This is a genomic window from Chryseobacterium oncorhynchi (genome assembly GCF_002899895.1).
Lineage (GTDB): Bacteria > Bacteroidota > Bacteroidia > Flavobacteriales > Weeksellaceae > Chryseobacterium > Chryseobacterium oncorhynchi.
Window position 1 is genome coordinate 363,038 of the sequence record NZ_PPEI02000002.1, and the last position, 19,872, is coordinate 382,909.

Here is a 19,872-nt window from a genome sequence, read left to right on the forward strand (position 1 = left end):
CTAAAATAGTCAAGTTTTACATGATTCCGGCCAAATGCGTATATTTGTATTTTCATTAGTATTTTCATTTTTTATGGGATTAATTGCAGCACTACCGGATATAGATAAACATGACAAAAGTGTATTTGTAATGCACGAAAAATCAGAGAAACTAATCCCTTTTCATAAGCATACAAAAGGACAATTAAGCTATGTAGAGGGCGGTATAGCCTATATTACAATAGACAATAGAACGTATGTGGTACCCGCCCGTCATTTCTTTTGGATCCCACAGGGGATGGAACATATTTTAGAGATCGGGCATACGGCTACAGTTCTTCGTTCTCTTTACTTTTATGCTCATGATGATATTTCTGATCCTTTCTATGGCAGACTGGGAATATATCCGGCATCAGAACTTTTGATTCAAATGATTAAATACTCAGAGATATGGGATGAGAAGCATGTTACTGAAAAGGACGAAAATTTTGAATTTTTAGTTGCTTTAAAAAAAATACTGCCCAAAACTCACAATCAACCCCTGCCCATCATTCTTCCTGCTACCCACAATAAGCAAATGATGAGAATCGTCTCTTATCTTGAATGGAATATCGGGGAAAAACTTACGCTAGGTAATGTAAGTGCCAGATTTGGATTGAGTGAACGTTCCATGTCCCGTTTATTTAAGGCTGATATGGATATTTCTTTTCTTCAATACCTGAAAACATTAAGAATCATCAAAGCTATTGAACTGCTTTTAAATACGGATAAACCTATTAACGAAATTGCAGATGATGTGGGTTATAGCTCCATTAGTGCATTCAGTGATACTTTTCATGAGTTTACCCAATCCAGACCATCAGATCTTAGGAAGAGCAGTAAAGCTTTCTAAAGATATTGTGTAAAGTATTTAAAAGCTTATCGAATTTTTATGATATTCATAGTTCGACCTTTCATTTTATGATCTTTATCAATCTTCATCAAAAATAAAAGAGTTTTTTATCTTTTATTAAAAATAAGTGTATACCTTTGTCCTATAAAATTCAGATAAAATGTTTTCCAAAACCTGCGAATATGCTTTAAGAGCTTTGATTTATATTGCCCAGCAGTCTAAAAATGACAGCAGAGTCGGAATTAAGGACATTTCAAAAAGCATACATTCTCCTGAGCATTTCATTGCAAAGATTCTTCAGGATCTGAGTAGAAAAGGATTTGTACAATCAGCGAAAGGACCTAATGGCGGATTTTATATGGACCAGTCAAATTTGGAGATAAGCATTGCAGATATTGTAAGGGAAATTGATGGAGATAAGCTATTTTCGGGTTGTGGTCTTGGACTTGATCAATGTTCTGAAATTCACCCGTGCCCACTTCATGAACAATTTAAAAGCATCAGACAAGATCTCCGTACTATGCTTGAAACCTCTAGAATACAAATGTTTGTTGAGAATTTGGATTTAAGACTGACCCATCTAAAAGTGTAAAAAAAATTTAATTAAATAAAAGATAAAAAGATCTTAATATATTAAATAATACAATATGAAGAGACCACTAAGGCTTAGACCATCATTATCACCATCATTTTACAGTTTAAAAAAATAAAATATACTCATTATGAAAGCACGATTTTTAAATACCGTAATTGCTCTGACCTTATCAATAGTATTATTCTCCTGTTCAAAACCGGAAACAACACCGATTCCTGTACCTGATCCTTATTCTGCTCAGCAAGCAACTCCACCAGTAGAACCGGCTCCGGCTCCACCAGTTGCAGCCAGTACTTCGGGAGATGAAGGCTTACAATTAATTGAAAAAGCAGATTGCCTTGCCTGTCATAAAATAGATTCAAAATTAATAGGACCTTCTTATCAGGAAGTTGCCGCAAAATATACAGATGCTGATCTCGATATACTTGCCCAGAAAATCATTGAGGGCGGAAAGGGAAATTGGGGAGATATCCCGATGACTCCTCATAATGGACTTAGTAAAGACAATGCAAAACTGATGGTAAAGTATATTTTATCATTAAAAAAATAAAAAAAATTTAAAATAATAAAAGACAAAAAAGTATTGTATTATGAATGCAAAAACAGATTTTATAGGAAATATTGTAGCTGAGGACTTTAGAACAGCAGCTATTTTTAAAAGACATGGAATTGATTTCTGCTGTAAAGGAGGAAGAACCATTGAAGAGGCATGCAGCACAAAAAAAATGGATCCTGAAAAAATCTATGAAGAATTGGAAACTCTCCCGAAAAATGAGGCAGCAACCATAGATTTCAATAGCTGGCCATTAGATCTTCTAGCAGATTATATTGAGAAAACTCACCATCGTTATGTGGAAGAGAAAACTCAGGTTTTACAGGCCTTTCTAAAAAAATTATGCACGGTTCATGGGGAAAGACATCCTGAACTGTTTGAGATCAATGCCCTGTTTAATGAGTCTGCCCACGATCTGGCCGCTCATATGAAAAAAGAGGAACTTATTCTCTTTCCTTTTGTAAGAAATATGATGAAAGCTAAAATATCTGGAGGAAGCCTGTCACAGCCTGTATTTGGAACAGTGGAAAATCCTGTAAATATGATGCAGCACGAGCATACAGTAGAAGGCGATCGTTTCAGAAAGATTGCTGAAATTACAAACGAATACCAGCCGCCTGCAGATGCTTGTAATACTTATAAAGTAGCTTTTGCCATGCTTCAGGATTTTGAAAATGACCTTCACAAACATATTCACCTTGAAAATAATATCCTTTTCCCAAGGGCTATACAACTGGAAAAAGAATTCTCAGTTAAAGCTTAAAATGTAATTTTACGATAAAAAGAAGCCTTTAAATTCAGGATTTAAAGGCTTTTTTATCATTAAATTGATGGTATTGTTGTTCTTATTACTGTGTTGCCCTAATCATGGCAGTGGTAATCTGCTCTTCTTTCTTCTTTGAATAGGCAGAATCAAAAGGCTTCATAACATCAAATAAATATTGATAGAAAGGAGTAATCTGCTGAACATTTTCAGATTCTTTCATCGCTTTTTCTTTATCCATTTGCTGAAGACTTTTTACAAAGACATTGAATTTTTGATCAATTGGCTCCACAGATTTTAGCAGATACGCATGTGCTTTCTCATTCTGTCCCAATCTTCTGTATCCTTCTGTCACTGCTGAAATAACAAGCGCATATTCCATTGGCTTTGACCTCATCTGTCTCCGCGCAGCTGCCTGAAATGCAGGAGAAAGTTTCAGGTAATAATCATATTCATTAAATATTTCTTTTTTAAGTTTTTCAGCCAGTTGAATCCCTTTTTGCTCTTCTCCGGCAACGATGTAAGCGGTTACAATAGAACTTAATGAACGTGGATCATTGTATTTTTCAACGGGAATTTCCTTTGCTACAAGATCTAATAATTCCTGTGCCTTAGCTTTCTGTCCATTGAGAACAAGAGCAGAAGCGGCTCTGCTTACCGACATTCTGTAGCCTATAATATTGGAAGTAGCAGTTTCATCATAATAAATGCTGAGATCTTTAAAATTCCCCCATTTAAAGTTTTTCACCACATTATAAAGAGAATTTGCATCTACTCTACCTTTATCTCCATCCGGACCTTGAGGCGTGTGAATAGGAACCAATCTGTAACTGAATCCATCAAACTGCAGATAATCATCCAGATAAAAAATATTTTCACTCTCATACATTCCTCCTGATGAGAAATTAATAGGTCGTTTCCAATCGAAGTTAGCCAACATATCCAGCATCATAAGATTGCTTTTGTAAAGAGTATGGGCTTCATAGTTAATCATAATATGATCCACTGCATTTGGAAGATCTTCCGGATTAATAGTTCCTGACTTCACCGCATTTTCTTTGTTTACGGGAAGAATAAATTTGTTGACAGGGATAATATTGTATTTTTCATACTCCTTTTCTCCGAAGTACATTTTCAACAGTTCATCTTTTTCGGCGGATTTTAACTTAAGAAATTGCATAGCTTCTTTCAATGTCATGGAATCCTGTGTCAAATATTTTCTAAACGTTTGAAATTCTGTATCAGGAGCACCTTGTTCTTTTAACATGGCAAAAAGCCCCTCCCAATCGTCCTTTTTCATCAGATAAACCTGATCATTAACCCCGTCTCTATATTCTTCATGGGTTAATTCTCCCGGAATTCCCATTGCATTGTAGGTTCTTCTTTTTACCTGATCGATACTCCAAGGCGTAGCTAGAAGGGTGAAGTTGACTGTTTTCACATCATCTCTGAATCTTTCTGTTTCCTGAATTGCCCATGTAGGAAAAGTATCGTTGTCTCCATAGATAAAGAAGATATCATTTTTAGGTAAAGATTTAAGAAATGAATAGGCAGAGTCATACGCTGCACTCTTTTTGCTTCGATCGTGAGAGGTATAGTTCTGGAAGCCCATCATAAAAGGAATTCCTAATAAGACTATTCCTAATGCCATATTAGCTCCATTCGATTTGATCTTGGATTGCAGGAACCATAGAATTGCTCCTGCTCCTAACCCGATCCAGATAGCAAAAGCATAGAAAGAGCCTACCATTGCATAATCCCTCTCTCTTACTTCAAACGGTTTTACTCCTGTATAAAAAACAATTCCAAAACTTGTCAGAATAAACAGTGAAAGAATTGCATAGAATCTTCTAAAATCTTTATTTAACTGGAAAAAGAAGCCAATTAGACCTAAAATAAGTGGTAAAAAGAAGAATTTCACCGTACTTTCATTCTTGAATTTAACAGGCATATGATCCTGATCTCCCAACAAAGCATTATCTATAAACGAAAACCCGGAGATCCAATTTCCGTGCGTATTTTCCATATGTCCCTGAAGGTCGTTTTGTCTTCCTACGAAGTTCCACATAAGGTATCTTACAAAATAATACCCATTCTGAAAGGTGATAAAATAGTTCATGTTCTGTGCGAATGATGGCCTTTGCACATTGATAAGATCATAAGGTTTTACTTTTAAATAATCTTCTGCAGTAATGGTTTTATTTTCATATTTGGTTCTCAATTCATCAAAAATTTGTTTCGCTTGTGGATTGTCTGCAACCTCTTCATTATCATAATTAAATGTGAAATCAGGAGCTCCGTACATCGCAATATAATTAGCCGTTACTTCCTTATCTTCACTGAACATCCTTGGCATAAAACTTATATGAGATTTACTGAAGACATAGTTGAATCTTTCCCCGGTTTTTCTGTAAGTTTTTGTTTTTTCATCCTTTTCATAAATGTCACCGGTTACTTTTCTTTTGTAGCTCCCATCTTCATTTTTTTCCAATCCGTTCCTGTCAAGAGCTGCCGTATAGTTTTGCCCGTAGATCGTTGGCCAGTCTCCATATTGCTCTCTGTTATAATAATCTTTCATCCCAATTGCCGTATCAGGATCGTTAAGGTTCATTGGAGGATTAGCATTAGCCCTGATCGGGATTACCAACCAGCAAGAAAAACCAATAATCATGTATACAACGGATAAACAGATGGTTTGATAAATATTTTTTTTGGTTTTGCGGGCATATTTGATCAAAAAGAAACTCATTGCAGCCATTATAATAAATGCAGCCACTGTTCCTGAATGAAAAGGAAGCCCTAATCCGTTGACAAAGAAAATCTCCAACTGTCCAAACATCGTCATGATCAAAGGGAAAATAATCTTAAACACAATGGTCAGCACGCCAAGAGTTACCAGATTAGCAATTATAAAACTCTTCCAAGTAAATGTGTAGTTTCTGGCATAATACACAAGACAGATCGCAGGAATTGACAGCATGCACATCATATGTACCCCAACCGAAAGTCCTATTAAGAAGAAAATAAGAATAATCCATCGTTCATTATCTGCTGCCTGATATTCGTTTTCCCATTTGGTGATGAGCCAGACCAATAATGCAATAAACATGGAGGCCATTGAGTATACTTCCCCCTCCACTGCAGAGAACCAGAAAGTATCTGAGAAAGTAAAACATAAAGAGCCGATTGCTCCTGCAAACAGGATAGAAATCTCCTGATGTCTGGAAATTTCTTCAAAGCTCTTATTTAAAAGTCGCCTTAAAAGATGGGTAATGGTCCAAAACAGAAATAAAATAGTAAATGCACTAAAAAGAGCTGACATTGCATTGATTACCAGAGAATAGTTTTCTGAGTTTCCTAGTGCAAAAATACTCGCCACAGCCCCCATAATTTGAAATAAGGCGGCACCTGGGGCGTGCGTTACTTCAAGTTTAACAGCTGAGGAAATATACTCTCCACAGTCCCAAAAACTCAGGGAATGCTCTATGGTAGAGAGATAGGTAATAAACGCAATACCGAAAAGGAACCATCCCGTTACGGTGTTCCATTTTTTAAAAGACCAATTTTTCATATAATATTTTCCAATAATTAATAAGACAACTGATGGAAAGGATTTATTACATGAAAATTTTAAAATTTTTGATTTTAATAGGTATTATTTAATCCTCCATCCAAAGGAATGTTTGCTCCGGTAAGATAAGCGGCGTAGTCAGAGGCTAAAAAAGTAACCAGGTGGCCATATTCTTCAGGCTTTCCAAATCTTTTCATTGGGATTTTACTTTCTCTGGTCTTTTTTATTTCATCCACTGAGGTATTTGTTTTTTCTGCTTCATGGCCAATCAGATTTTGAATGCGCGCTGTATCAAAATATCCTGTTAAAACATTATTGACCGTAATATTATGTTGCGCCACTTCATTGGATAAGGTTTTTGCCCAGGCCATTACTGCTGAACGAATGGAATTAGAAAGCGCCAGATTACCAATGGGTTCTTTCACGGAAAGTGAGGAAACATTAATGATACGCCCATTTTTCTGTTTTATCATGTGAGGTAAGGCCAGTAGCGTTGTTTCACAAACGGTTTTAAAAAGAAGATTAAATGCCGTTTGATAATCTTCTGCATTTTTTTCTATTGCTAAACCAGGTTCCGGTCCATTGGTATTATTGACCAGAATATCTATGGAATGATCATTAAAATACCCAGTAATAACTTTCTTATAGTTTTCAAAGTCGGAAAAATCGGCAACCAGATATTCATGTTTCTGATCTGCATTTAAGGCTGGTAATGTGGATACAAAATCTTTAAGTTTGGCTTCATTTCGGGACATTACCGTAACATTAGCACCACTTTTTGCCAGTTCAACAGCAATTCCGGCACCTATACCCTGTGTAGCTCCTCCTACGAGAGCATTTTTTGAAAATAACTGAATATTCATACGTTCAAATTAGCTTATATAAAGGTAAGAAAAAACCTCCGGATGTACTCTGGAGGTTAGTTATAAGATTTTATTGAATGTTTATTTAACAACAGTGGCTTCCAGTTCTACTTTTAAGGTTTCAAATAAACCATTCACTTCAAGCATGGTAACAGCCTGTTCAATCTGATGCCTGCCAATCCATTCCTGAAGAATAGGAAAATAAGGCCACAATTCTTCTGTAGAAGTCGTGTATATATTTAACCTTACAATTCCTTTACATTCATAATCTGCAGCAGTGATTACTTCTTCGAGGTTAGCTATAGCCTGCTCTAATTGGCTTTTCATGTCCTTGTTACTTGATGTACCGTCGGGATCAATGGCTGCCTGACCTGAGCAATATAAAGTTCCCTGAACATTTTTCACCTCAACTGCTTGTGAATAGCTGCGTTCTTTCTGCCATTCCCATGGGTTTACAATTCTTTTCTCCATTGTATTGATTATATTTTGTTATACATTACTTTGCAAAATTGCAGAATATGCATAGCAAAACTCCGTGATCCCGATCACTATTCTCAAGTGAGAAAGATCACAATCTATAAGGGCAAACGGCTTAATGTCTCTCGGGAAACTCCCAGATAGGCAGCAAGAAGAGACTTTGGAACACGCTGTATGAGTGACGGATGTTTTTCCAGTAACTGCTCGTAACGTTCTTTTATTCCTGTTGTCATGGTAGAAATGATACGCTGTTGTGCAGCAATAAAGCCCATATATGCTTTTTCAAGGAAGAAATGCTCCATTTTGGGATGAGTGCTAACTATTTTTCGGTAGTCTTCGAGGCTAAGGCATAACACTTCCGTATCTTCTACACATTCTAATGACATGGTTGCCTTTTTACTCTGATAATAGGCCGGAAAATCGGTTTCCCACCAGTCTTCCATTGCAAATCCTACAATATGTTCTTTTCCTCCGTCATCAGTATACACTAATTTCAGGAGGCCCTTCAATACAAAATAATTATAGGATACAGTATCTCCATGTTGTATCAAAAATTGATGTTTCTTATATTTTCTATACGTAAAGCAAGAAGATATAGAAGCAAATTCCTCATCACTGAGAGGAACAATCTTCTCTATATGGGTTCTTAACTGCTCCAACTTTTGGTATAATTAAATTTTTTATTGAGTTGCTCAAAACCAATCTCATCATTTAGGATTTTCTCCACCTCATCAAAGGTCACCAGCCCTTCTGTTTCAAAAGTATGGCCATTGGGAACTTTGTAAGTATATTCAAAGATATCCCTCTGGTAAATATTTTTCAGAATTTCTATCTGTCTGGAGGTCAAATAAGGCTCATGGGTTTTCAATTGATTGAATAGATTCTGCTTCATGTCCTCTTCCTCATCTTCATAGAACATGGTGTCTTCATCAACCTCAGTAATGGCTTCCAAAAGCTGACGGAAAATAAAATCCTGAAAATTTTTGGCTACTATTTCCGCCTCTTCGTCATCGTGAGGAATAAAGGTAACCGGAACTTCCCCATTATTTTGTAAATCAAACTGAAATGCATATAAATCCCCAGCTCCATTCTTTGCAAAAGGTACAAACTGATATCCCGAATGGATGTTTCTATAGTCTTCTTCATCTGACATTTCATCTACGGAAGCTTCAACAAACTGTGGATCATTCCAGATTTCAATATCATATCCAAATAAAAGCAATGGTGGGTTTTTCTTTAGCTCCGGAAAGGTTGTACGGTACCAATTTGATCCGGATTCACCCCAATCCAGCATATTATTTTCGGATAGCTGTCTGTAGATTTCGGGGTATTTGAAGTTATATTTTTGTTCTAGTGTTGAAATATTCATTGTGATATCTAATGTTTGAATGTATTCGTTTGATTCAAAAATAATTGATTTTATTAGGTTTTACAACCTTGAGAAATATCTGATTTTAAAATGTGAACGGATATTTTTCACTCAGTTTGGGGTGAAAGACATTTAATGTTTCATAAAATTTATGTTTAACAGATTCTGAAATATCGTCATGCTCATCATAATAATCATCCAGTTGTTTAATCACAAATGCCATTTGTAACCATTGCTCAAAATTAATATCCATGGGTTCCAGACTTTCATCATAATCATGGTCGTAGAAAAAAACATTCCCGTTTTTATCAAAAAACCACTGGTCTCCTTGCCCATTTCCGGCAAAACACCAATACTCTTTCAATACAAATTCTTTATTTTCATTGACAGCATCCAAGGAATTATATAAAATAGCCTCTGATGCAATCTCCATCGTTTTTATTTGAGTAGCCAGTTTTCTATAAAGTTCAGAAAAAGGGAAATCAATAGTTTTCGGGAAATTTTGCAAGGCTTTCTTTTCTTTCAAAACTTCGGTTTCTATTTCCTCAATGGTTAGTATTTTAAAGGATAGCATCAGCATTATTCTTTTAGGAGTTGATCAATCTGGTCGTAAAAGGAACCCTTACTATAATCGGCGAGTCCTGTATGATGAAAACGGATTTCCCCTTTCTTATCCAAAACCACAGTGGTAGGCAATGATCCGTCATAGATTTCCTTTGGAATGGAGCTTCCCGGAGTCAAAAATGGTACAGTAAATCCTTTTTCTTTCAGATAAGATGTTCCCAATAATAAATCATCATCCAAATTAATCGTCAGAAAAACGATATTCGGGTTTGAACGGTATTTTTCATAAAACTGCTGTATGGAGGGAAATTCTGCACGACACGGAGGACACCATGATGCCCAAAAATTGATAAAAACCACTTTACCTTTCAAGCTTGATATACTTGTCACGGTTCCCATTTCATCTTTTATGGTGAAATCAGCGTAAGAAACTGAGGATGCAGTACTGGTATTCTTAGCTTTGGATTCTGATATTTTGGAATTTAATAAGCCTGTAGAAGCTACCTGTCTCATTAGCCATGCCTTGGCATCCGGACTTACTAACAATATGATGAAAGCAATGGCAAAAATTACGGTAGACCAATTGCTTCTGAACCATTTTTTCATGTTTTCCATATTCTTTTCCTAATAATTCATTACACCAATATAAGGTTAATATTTGGTTTGGCAGTACAGAAGAAGTTTTTCAATAAAAAAAGCCTTTAAATCCGAAGATTTAAAGGCCCCCTCAACATTGGGACTTTCTTTACCAAGAAAAAAGACCGTCCGCTCCATCTTTAGCATACATCAAGCATTTTATTTGTGTGTTTTACCTTCCATCCATTCGATTGTTTTTGGATATCCCACATTTTACGGTATATCCCATCTTTTTGTAAAAGTTCTTCATGATTTCCTTTTTCTGCTATTTCCCCTTCATTGAGGACAAGAATCTGGTTTGCATTCTGTATGGTAGACAGTTTGTGGGCAATCACCACTACTGTTTTTGATCTTACCAACTCCTGAATAGCTCTTTGGATATAGATTTCGTTTTCGGGATCAAGACTGGCAGTGGCTTCATCCAATAATACAATGGGAGCATCTTTCAATAAGGCTCTTGCAATACTGATCCTCTGCTTTTGTCCACCGGATAATTTACAGCCGCCCTCACCTACTTTGGTATGAATACCTTCTGGCAATTCATTAATAAATTCAAGACATTGTGCCTGCTCAATAACTTTGGAAACTTCCTGATCTGTCGCCTCTGGGTTTCCAATTTTAATATTATTGTAAATGGTATCATCAAAAAGATAGACGTCCTGAAAAACTTCACTAATCAGCTTATAGAAAGTATCCTGTCTGATATTTCTGATATCAATACCACCCATTTTTACACTTCCGTCGTTTACATCCCAGAATCTGGCGATCAATGAAGCAATGGTTGTTTTACCAGAACCGGAATGCCCTACCAAAGCCAGCATCGAATTTTCGGGAACGGTAAAATTAATATCCTTCAAAGTCATTTTCTCCTGATAACCGAAACTTACATTATTGAAAGTAATTTGGTAATTCTTAGGGATTTCATTTTTTTCGGTTTCCATTGTCGGTTCTTCCAATACTCCAATAATACGGTTCAAACTTTCATTCATATAGCGCAGTACCAGATAATCAACCATCACTACTTTTAAGGGGCTATATAGATTATACCCCATAATCAGAAAGGTAATAAGTACAGGAACAGTGATGGATTGTTGAAGAAGAAAGTATAATCCAAGGGCAACCATTGCTATAAAACCGATTTCAAATACAATGGCTGCAGTCACAATAAATGGTCCGGGAATAGCTTCCAAACGGATGCATTTACGGCGAAGATCATCAAATGAATCTTCCAGCCCTTTATGTTTCTGTCCTGTTAATCCATAAGACTTCAAATGGCGGATTCCTTGTACATATTCAAGAAATTTTGCTCCTACCGTATTTCTTGCTTCAATCTGTTTTTTTCCTAAACGGCTGACAAAGTAATTAGCAATTCTTAAAAATGGATAAATTAACGGTAACGCTAATAACAGGCAAAGTGCCAGCCTCCAATCGTATACAAATAAAAATACAGAAAGCAATACCGTACCAAACGCCGCCGAAGCCAGATTTCCTATACTGTGCCCGAATATTCCCTCAAAATTAGCAACATCCTGCAAAACAATGGAAGCTATTTCTCCCGGATCTTTTTGTTTAAAGAATCCCAAAGAGAATTTTTGAATATGATTTCCCAGTTTAATGCGCAGTTTGGTGGAAAGGTCATAGACCAGAATATTGGATCTTACCATGGAACGGGAAGCCACAAAAAATTGTATCAACAACATGACTGCCATTAAACCAACAACAGACCAGATTCTTGTCATATCGGGCTTTTCTGAAAATAGTTCCCAGACAATCACCAGCAAAATACCTGAGGGAGCAGCAATAAAAAGACTGTGTATAATCTCCATAAAAGCCACCTTTCGGGTATCCTTCGGATTGAAAGAGGTAACGTATTTTAAATTCTTTATCATTGTTTACCTTTAAAGATTATTGAGCATTTGTTTCAGCATTCTCCTGATGTCTTTCTACAGCAGATTTATCTTCAGCCACACCAGATTTCCAATAAGAATAGGCATACAGTTCTTCCTGTTTCCAGTGTTTTTCTTTTCTGAGATAGCTGCGAATTTCTTTTACAGAAGAAAACTCTGCAGCTACATAACCAGAGCGGGATTCTTCGGGCAAAATCTGTTCTCTTACAACTTGTGCCAGTTTACTGCCTCGTTTAGGCTTTTTATTGTAAAGCCAGATAAAATGAATATCTGCTGCAGTTTGCAAATTCTGTTTATCTTCCTCTCCATGAACTTCTATAATACAGGTTCCTTTTGCAGTTGCAGGAAGATCTTCCAGAATTGCAGCCAATACAGGAATTCCTGTTGCATCAGCTGCCAAAAGATAGTTTTCAGCCTTGCCATAAAGTTCTGTCTTGCCATCTTTCATCAATACACCTAACAGGTCTCCAACTTTACAATCCAGCGCCCATGCAGAGGCAGGCCCTTCATCTCCGTGGGCTACAAAATCAATCCAGATTTCATTTTTTTCGAGATCAATTCCCCGATGGGTATATGTTCTTATACTGGGCCTAATTTCTTCAGGCTGAGGCTTCCAAAGCATCTTTTCGTAATCAAATTCCGGGAAATAAACCTTATCTGCTCCTTTAGGCGGAATAAGAATCTTATTGTTTATTCCCACTGTTGTATTGCCTATTAAAGGAACTTGCTCTCCTGTCAGAAAAATCCTGATATAATGAGGAGTGATATATTCTTTTCTGCTGACTGTAAGTTCTGCCTGTATTGCTTTAAAATTTTTCATAATACTGTTGTTATCTAGGATAATTCTCTGTTATCTTTTTACATTACAAATTCTTTAGCCCTAATATGGGCATTCCACATTCTCATATAGATTTTACTTTCTTCTAAAAGATTCTCATGCTGTCCTTCTGAGACTAATTTTCCCTTATCAAAAATCATAATCTTATCCGCATCAGTAATCGTACTTAGTCTATGAGCAATAATCAGTACGGTTTTATCCTTTATCAATTGACTGAATGCCTGCTGGATTTTGTATTCATTTTCAGGATCGGCAAATGCGGTGGCTTCATCAAGAATTAAAATCGGAGCATTTTTAAGAATTGCTCTTGCCAGCTGAAAACGTTGCTGTTCTCCTCCACTCAAGTGTACTCCGGACTGCCCGAATAAGGTATTGTAGCCATTGGGAAGCCCGATAATCAGGTCATGGATTTGAGCTGCTTTAGCGGCGTCTTCCACCTGTTCCTGCGTTTTGTTCATTCCCATTCTTATGTTTTCAAACATGGTTTGCTGAAACATAAAGCTATCCTGAAATACAAAAGAGACCATTTGCATCAATTGTTCCTGAGGATAATCTTTAATATTGATTCCACCAATCTTAATGTTTCCTTTACTGGTGTCCCAGAAGCGGGCTAAAAGCTGTCCTACCGTACTTTTGCCTGCTCCTGACGGACCTACCAGCGCTGTAATGGATTTTTCTTTGATCACAAAATCAATATTTTCCAAGACAAGGTTATTCTCATCATACGCAAAGCTCACATTTTCAAATGCGATGCTATGGTCTTTTGGCTGATGATCTTCATGGTTTTCTTTTAAATTTTCGTGATACAGAATCTCATCAATCTGCTCTACACCTCTATTGATGACCGAAATCTGTATTCCCATATTGCTCAATACAAAAAGGGGTTTGATGTAGCCTGTTCCCAAAATAAGAAACAGTAACAAAGTCGCTAGTGTGACACCATTCTGAAAGTACAGATACAGTCCCAATGCCAGCACCGGAAGCATTGCATTACTGATAAAGCTCATGAATACAGCAAATGCAGGTGTACTGGATTTTACCCAATCATTTACAAAGCCGTTAAAACGCTTCACCGTATTCCCATATTTGTCAAATGTTTCTGCCGACTGCCCAAAAATTTTCATCACAGGCATCGCTCTTACATATTCTACAATCCCGGCATTCATATCTTCTAATGACTGATGATAGTTTTTCATCAGAACTTTTGATTTTTTTCCTCCAAACATAACAGGAATCCAGATTCCAAGAACAATTAATGGTACAAAGCTGATGGCAGCCAAGCGCCAGTCCTGAGAAAAAAGAAAAATAATCGTTACAACAGGCAAGGCCACCCCTTTTACAAAATCAGGAATCTGATGGGCGATAAAGCTTTCTATTCTTTCCACATCATCCGACAAAATCTTTTTTAGGGCTCCGGAATTTCTGTTGTTCAGATATCCCATAGGAAGCTTACCTACTTTATCTACAATAAATCGTCTTAATTCAAACAGGATATTGTACGCTGCAATATGTGACAAAATTCCTGAGATAAAGAATACCAGCATACTCACCACAGCTGCAATAACAGCATAGATAATGTATTGACGAGCCAGGCTGAAATCCACAGTTTCTCTGGTTAGTTCCCGAATAATATAAAACACCAATATATAAGGGACTAAACTTAGCAGTGCATGGATAACGGACAGAAAACCTGAGAGAAACAGCAGCATTTTCCGTCTTCCTGCAATCTCCAATAGTCTTGCAATTCCGTTTTTTCTTTTCTTCGATTCTTTCATTAAAAATAGACTTAGTTATTAAGAATGATTCTAAATAATCATTACCTTTGTGCAAAAGTAGATTGTATAGCCCACAGTTGGGGTACGCAAAACGGAATAAAAAGTCCGCAAAAAGGAAATTCTAACCAAAAGAAAGGAAATGACACTACGCCTGTATGATGAAAATATCGGAAAAATACTCATGGAGAGAAATTATCCGGATACGTATTACATAAACGACGGGGATATTCAGGAGTGCATAACCCGCCTGATTCCACCTTACGGAGATGGTTTTTATCATGAAATATGCTTTGAAAACATTCATATTAGTTTTGGGAATATTTCATTAGCTAACAAGCTTCAGCTGTATTTTGAAAGTGATTTTGACACCGTGGAAATGCATTTTGCTCTTAAGGGAAAAAGTCTGGCAATTTCAGAAAATTTTCAGAAAACCGTACAGTTTGACAGCTACCAGCATAATATCATTTATGCTCATCATATGCAGGGTAAAATGGAGTTTTACGGTCCGGACATTCATATATTGGAAATCAATCTGGCGCCTGATTTTTTTAAGAAATTTCTTCCTGATTATTCAGGATTGTTTGAAACTTTTAGAAATGCCATAGAAAAACAGCATTCATCACTGATCAATCCAGATCATCATCGAATCAGTCTAGAAATGTATCAGATTCTGAATGACATTACAAACTGTGACAGAAAGGGAATTTTTAAACGAATTTATCTTGAAGCCAAGGTAAGTGAATTGCTTTTGCTTCAGCTGGAACAACTTTTCCAAGATGAATCTTCAACCTCTTCTCTTTCTAAAAAAGATGAAGAAAAAATCTACGCTGTAAGAGATTATATCGTCAGTAATCTGAATGCAGACTGCTCTCTGAATGATCTTGCCCATCAGGTGGGAACCAATGAATTTACCTTAAAAAAGGGATTTAAGGAGCTTTTCGGAACCACTGTCTTCGGATTCTGGAATGACACTAAAATGGAACAGGCTAAAAGACTGCTTCTGGACAGTAATATGAATATCAGTGAAGTTTCAGATCTTATCGGGTATAAAAACCCCAGACATTTCTCTGCAGCATTTAAAAGAAAATATAATGTCCTGCCCAGCAAAATAGGAAACAAATGATAAGGTTCTATTTTCTTTATCACACAATATTTTAAGTTTTCTGCTGTTTTAATATGACTAAAGCTGATCTTTAATTTTAAATAATCATGAAAAACAACACAACCTCCGGAGTTTCTATCTTTCATTGGTATCAAAACGCCTTTACTGAGCATTTTGACAAACTAAAAATTGATTTTTTAGATTAAATTGAAATAAAATTCGCTCAATAAAATCAAATAATTTATTTCATTTCAACATTACGTCATAAAGCATAAATAAAACAATATTTAATGCATAATATTGTTCTTTCTGCAATAATTTGGATGTATGTTTATTTTGGATGTTTTGAAAAAAAATCATTAAACGGGGAAAAATTCGTTCTTTTAATGGATTTCTTTAATAATTAAAGCTTTAGGTGTAACTAATTCCCTTTCTACTCAACTAATTCAACGAACTATAACCGATATATCTATTGGAGATCTCTACTACTTTAAAAAAATAAACTTAATGCAAACATCTTTTTTTAAAATTGCTGCTGCCTCAGCTGCACTCTGTTTCAGCAGTTGGGCTATGGCACAACAAAAATATCAGGTAAGCGGAACCGTGAAAGATCAGAAAAACGGTGAACTTCTGATCGGGGTAAGCGTAAAGGTAGCCGAAGATCCCTCTATTAATGTGATTGCCAATGAATATGGCTTTTATTCTTTATCACTCCCTGAGGGAAATTATAAGGTGATTATCTCTTATCCGGGTTATAGAGATTTTGAACAACAAATAACTGTTAACCAAAATATCAAGCTGGATCTTCCTCTTAGCCAGCAAGAACAGGCGGCAAAAACGATTGATGAGGTAGTTATAACAGGAATTAAAAAGGACAAGAACCTAACGTCTGCCCAAATGGGGACAGAAACATTAAGCATTAAAAACATAGAGAAGCTTCCGGTTCTGTTTGGTGAAAAAGATGTAATGAAAACCATACAGCTACTTCCCGGTATTAAAAGCAATGGTGAGGGAAGCAGCGGATTCAGTGTACGAGGTGGCGCCACGGATCAAAACCTGATCTTATTGGATGAAGCTCCGGTTTACAATGCTTCGCATTTACTTGGTTTCTTCAGTACATTCAACAGTGATGCTCTGAAAGATGCAAGTATCATCAAAGGAAACAGCCCTGCCCAATACGGAGGACGTCTTTCTTCGGTAATGGATGTAAAAATGAAAGATGGTAATAATAAGGATTATAACATCAACGGAGGAATTGGGCTTATCAGCAGCAGATTAAGTGTGGAAGGGCCTATTCAAAAGGAAAAATCATCATTTATTGTTTCCGGAAGAAGAACCTATGCCGATTTGTTTCTTAAAACTTCCAAAGATTACAAAGACAACAAGTTATATTTTTATGATCTGAACCTGAAAGCCAATTATCAGATCAATGAAAACAACAGACTTTATCTTTCGGGATATTTTGGAAGAGATGTATTGGGATTAGGGAATACGTTCTCTACAGACTGGGGAAATACAACAGCTACATTGAGATGGAACAGCATTATTAATAGTACATTGTTTTCCAACACTTCATTTATCTATAGTAACTATGATTACAAAATCAGTCTGACAAGCAATGATAATACCTTTGGCTTAAATTCTAAGATACAAGACTGGAATCTTAAACAGGACTTTACATGGTTTGCAGGAAACAAACATTCTGTTCGTTTTGGTTTACAATCTATTTATCATACCATTACTCCTAGCAGTGCTTCGGGGACAAGTGTAAGCAGTTTCCCAAGAAATCCGAGAAAATCATGGGAAAATGCATTGTACATTAATGATGACTTCAAGGCTACAGAAAAATTAACCATCAACTACGGAGCAAGACTTTCCATGTTCAGCGTTTTAGGTGGTGATACTTTTAATACCTATGATAACGGAGTTCTTACCGACAGCAGATACCTTGAAAAAGGAGACTTCGGAAAAACCTATGTTAACATTGAACCAAGGGTTACAGCCAATTATCGTATCAATGAAGTGAGCAGCATCAAGGGAGGTTATTCCCGTAATACTCAGAATTTACACCTTTTAAGCAACTCAAGCAGCGGAAATCCTACCGACCAATGGATTGGAAGCAGCTATACCGTAAAACCTGAAATTGCAGACCAGGTAAGCTTAGGATACAGCAGAAACTTCAATAATAACAATTATGAGCTTAATGCTGAGGTTTATTATAAATCTATGCAAAATCAAATTGACTTTAAAAATGGTGCACAAATCACTTTTGATACTGCTGCCGATGTAGAAAGTGAATTGTTATTTGGGAAAGGCAGAGCTTACGGTCTGGAGCTTATCGCAAAAAAGAAAAGCGGAAAACTTACAGGATGGATTTCCTATACCCTTTCTAAAACTGAAAGAAAAATAGACGGAATTAATGATAATAAGTGGTATAATGCCAGAATGGATAAAACGCATGACCTTTCTGTAGTAGCTACTTATCAGCTGAATCCTAAATGGTCTTTCTCAGGATTATTTGTTTACAGTACAGGAAATGCAGTGACATTCCCTACCGGAAAGTATCAATTAAACGGACAAACTGTTTTCCAATACAGTAACAGAAATGCTGACCGAATGCCGGCTTATCACAGAATGGATATCAGTGCAACCTATGAACCGGAATCTAATAAACGTTTCCGTGGATCTTGGACTTTTGGAATTTATAACCTGTATGCTCGTGAAAATGCCTACACCATTACTTTTGAAGACAATCCGAATAATCCGGGAACTACCCGCGCTATGCAGACTTCATTATTCCGCCTGATTCCTAACATCACTTACAATTTCAAATTTTAAATCATGAAGAATACTTTTTTAATCATATTATCTCTGTTTTTAGTCACCTCATGCCAAAAAGAGATTGACTTGGATTTAGCTGATCAGAGTGGAAAAATTGTCATTGAAGGCAATGTAACCAATCAGGCTGGACCTTATATCGTAAGGATTACAAAATCTGTAGAATTTACACAACAGAACCAATACCCTGCTGTAATTGGTGCGCAGGTGATTTTAAGCGACAATACAGGTCAGACAGAAACTTTGCAGTATGTAGGCGATGGCAGATACATGACATCAGCTTTTGTAGGAGCCTCAGGAAGAACCTATACCTTGAAAATACAGGCAGAAGGGCAGCAATATACAGCGCAAAGCACTATGCCGGAAGCTGTGGATTTTGAAGGACTGGAACAGGATTCTTTTAAGTTCGGAGACAAAACCAGCTATACACTTTTGCCGATTTTCACCGATCCTGCAGTATTGGGAAATCGTTATTTGTTCTCATTTACTATTAATGATTTAAGTAAAAAATATATCGATGTATTTTCAGACAACCTAAATAACGGACTGCCTAATCAACGTCCGATCATGCTTCCCAATGATGATAATGATGGAGCTGATCATGAAGTGGTAGTGGGAGATACTATTCATGTAGAAATGCAGAGCATTGACAATAATGTATTCACCTTTTATAGTGCTCTTCTTAACCTATCGAATGGTAGCGGAGTTACTCCGGCCAATCCTCCGAGCAATATCAGCAATGGTGCCTTGGGGTATTTTTCTGCACATACAGTAAAAAATTTATCTTATACAATTCAGTAGATTTTAGCTACTATTACAATAAAAATGGTCATTTCAGTATTTTGAAATGACCATTTTTTGTAGGGAAATAATACTAGCTTTTACAAGTTGCTTAAAAAACTGGATAAAATAAATAAGCAAAAAAAAATAATTTAGAAATGTCAGCGTAACCGCCGTGAAAAACATGTCAACTTAAGTTTTTATCCAGTGCTATTTTACCCTCTTAATGAGGAGATATTCTATGTTTAATAGTTCATATATGATCCGTTACATCATATTCAAAATCTATTTTATTACTTTTGTAAAAATAATTCGTTTAGAAAAAAAACATGTTGATTTAGATCTGTTTAAAATGTGATTTAAGTTACAA

17 protein-coding genes are annotated in these 19,872 nt (G+C 36.3%); 7 read left to right on the forward strand and 10 right to left on the reverse strand.

Annotated features, from left to right (window positions below):
- Nucleotides 1-73 precede the first annotated feature (73 nt).
- From C1638_RS07320 to ric, 4 genes are all read left to right on the forward strand, one after another.
- Nucleotides 74-871, forward strand: coding sequence for an AraC family transcriptional regulator (locus tag C1638_RS07320; protein WP_109619610.1), 798 nt, complete (start codon nucleotides 74-76; stop codon nucleotides 869-871).
- A 160-nt stretch (nucleotides 872-1,031) separates the two neighbouring features.
- The gene (locus C1638_RS07325) at nucleotides 1,032-1,463 is read left to right on the forward strand and encodes an RrF2 family transcriptional regulator (protein WP_109619612.1); all 432 of its coding nucleotides are present in this window, start codon (nucleotides 1,032-1,034) and stop codon (nucleotides 1,461-1,463) included.
- A gap of 130 nt (nucleotides 1,464-1,593) precedes the next feature.
- Nucleotides 1,594-2,016 carry a c-type cytochrome gene (locus tag C1638_RS07330; RefSeq protein ID WP_109619614.1) on the forward strand — a complete coding sequence of 141 codons (423 nt, stop codon included), beginning with the start codon at nucleotides 1,594-1,596 and terminating at the stop codon, nucleotides 2,014-2,016.
- A 40-nt stretch (nucleotides 2,017-2,056) separates the two neighbouring features.
- Nucleotides 2,057-2,782: an iron-sulfur cluster repair di-iron protein gene (gene ric / locus C1638_RS07335; protein WP_109619616.1), complete on the forward strand. Its 726-nt coding sequence runs from the start codon at nucleotides 2,057-2,059 to the stop codon at nucleotides 2,780-2,782.
- Between the two features lie 85 nt (nucleotides 2,783-2,867).
- Here ric and C1638_RS07340 read toward each other — a convergent pair whose 3' ends face one another.
- The 10 genes from C1638_RS07340 to C1638_RS07385 all read right to left on the reverse strand — a co-directional run bounded on the left by C1638_RS07340 (nucleotide 2,868) and on the right by C1638_RS07385 (nucleotide 14,752).
- Entirely contained in the window at nucleotides 2,868-6,353 is a 3,486-nt protein-coding gene (locus tag C1638_RS07340; protein ID WP_109619618.1) for a glycosyltransferase family 117 protein, read from the reverse strand.
- 74 nt (nucleotides 6,354-6,427) lie between these two features.
- Nucleotides 6,428-7,216 (reverse strand): SDR family oxidoreductase, encoded by a 789-nt coding sequence (locus tag C1638_RS07345; protein WP_109619620.1) that lies wholly within the window; start codon nucleotides 7,214-7,216, stop codon nucleotides 6,428-6,430.
- A gap of 81 nt (nucleotides 7,217-7,297) precedes the next feature.
- Entirely contained in the window at nucleotides 7,298-7,687 is a 390-nt protein-coding gene (locus C1638_RS07350) for a RidA family protein (RefSeq protein WP_109619622.1), read from the reverse strand.
- A gap of 104 nt (nucleotides 7,688-7,791) precedes the next feature.
- A complete protein-coding gene (locus tag C1638_RS07355) occupies nucleotides 7,792-8,352 on the reverse strand; it encodes a Crp/Fnr family transcriptional regulator (RefSeq protein WP_109619624.1) in 561 nt (186 codons plus the stop codon).
- Entirely contained in the window at nucleotides 8,340-9,062 is a 723-nt protein-coding gene (locus tag C1638_RS07360) for an SMI1/KNR4 family protein (RefSeq protein WP_109619627.1), read from the reverse strand. The genes C1638_RS07355 and C1638_RS07360 overlap by 13 nt, the downstream gene beginning before the upstream one ends.
- Nucleotides 9,063-9,147: 85 nt before the next feature.
- On the reverse strand, nucleotides 9,148-9,636 hold the full coding sequence (locus C1638_RS07365) for an SMI1/KNR4 family protein (protein WP_123838356.1): 489 nt from the start codon (nucleotides 9,634-9,636) through the stop codon (nucleotides 9,148-9,150).
- 5 nt (nucleotides 9,637-9,641) lie between these two features.
- Nucleotides 9,642-10,232, reverse strand: coding sequence for a TlpA family protein disulfide reductase (locus C1638_RS07370; protein WP_228428083.1), 591 nt, complete (start codon nucleotides 10,230-10,232; stop codon nucleotides 9,642-9,644).
- Between the two features lie 170 nt (nucleotides 10,233-10,402).
- Nucleotides 10,403-12,151: an ABC transporter ATP-binding protein gene (locus C1638_RS07375; RefSeq protein ID WP_109619632.1), complete on the reverse strand. Its 1,749-nt coding sequence runs from the start codon at nucleotides 12,149-12,151 to the stop codon at nucleotides 10,403-10,405.
- A 16-nt stretch (nucleotides 12,152-12,167) separates the two neighbouring features.
- Entirely contained in the window at nucleotides 12,168-12,989 is an 822-nt protein-coding gene (locus C1638_RS07380) for a siderophore-interacting protein (RefSeq protein ID WP_109619634.1), read from the reverse strand.
- 38 nt (nucleotides 12,990-13,027) lie between these two features.
- Nucleotides 13,028-14,752 (reverse strand): ABC transporter ATP-binding protein, encoded by a 1,725-nt coding sequence (locus C1638_RS07385; protein WP_109620611.1) that lies wholly within the window; start codon nucleotides 14,750-14,752, stop codon nucleotides 13,028-13,030.
- Between the two features lie 169 nt (nucleotides 14,753-14,921).
- Between C1638_RS07385 and C1638_RS07390 the strand changes: the two genes are divergently transcribed.
- The 3 genes from C1638_RS07390 to C1638_RS07400 all read left to right on the forward strand — a co-directional run bounded on the left by C1638_RS07390 (nucleotide 14,922) and on the right by C1638_RS07400 (nucleotide 19,523).
- Complete coding sequence (locus C1638_RS07390; protein WP_109619636.1) at nucleotides 14,922-15,905, forward strand: helix-turn-helix transcriptional regulator; 984 nt, start codon at nucleotides 14,922-14,924, stop codon at nucleotides 15,903-15,905.
- Nucleotides 15,906-16,391: 486 nt separating this feature from the next.
- Nucleotides 16,392-18,722, forward strand: a complete 2,331-nt coding sequence (locus C1638_RS07395) for a TonB-dependent receptor (RefSeq protein WP_109619638.1) — start codon at nucleotides 16,392-16,394, stop codon at nucleotides 18,720-18,722.
- Nucleotides 18,723-18,725: 3 nt separating this feature from the next.
- Nucleotides 18,726-19,523 carry a DUF4249 domain-containing protein gene (locus tag C1638_RS07400; protein ID WP_109619640.1) on the forward strand — a complete coding sequence of 266 codons (798 nt, stop codon included), beginning with the start codon at nucleotides 18,726-18,728 and terminating at the stop codon, nucleotides 19,521-19,523.
- Nucleotides 19,524-19,872: the final 349 nt, after the last annotated feature.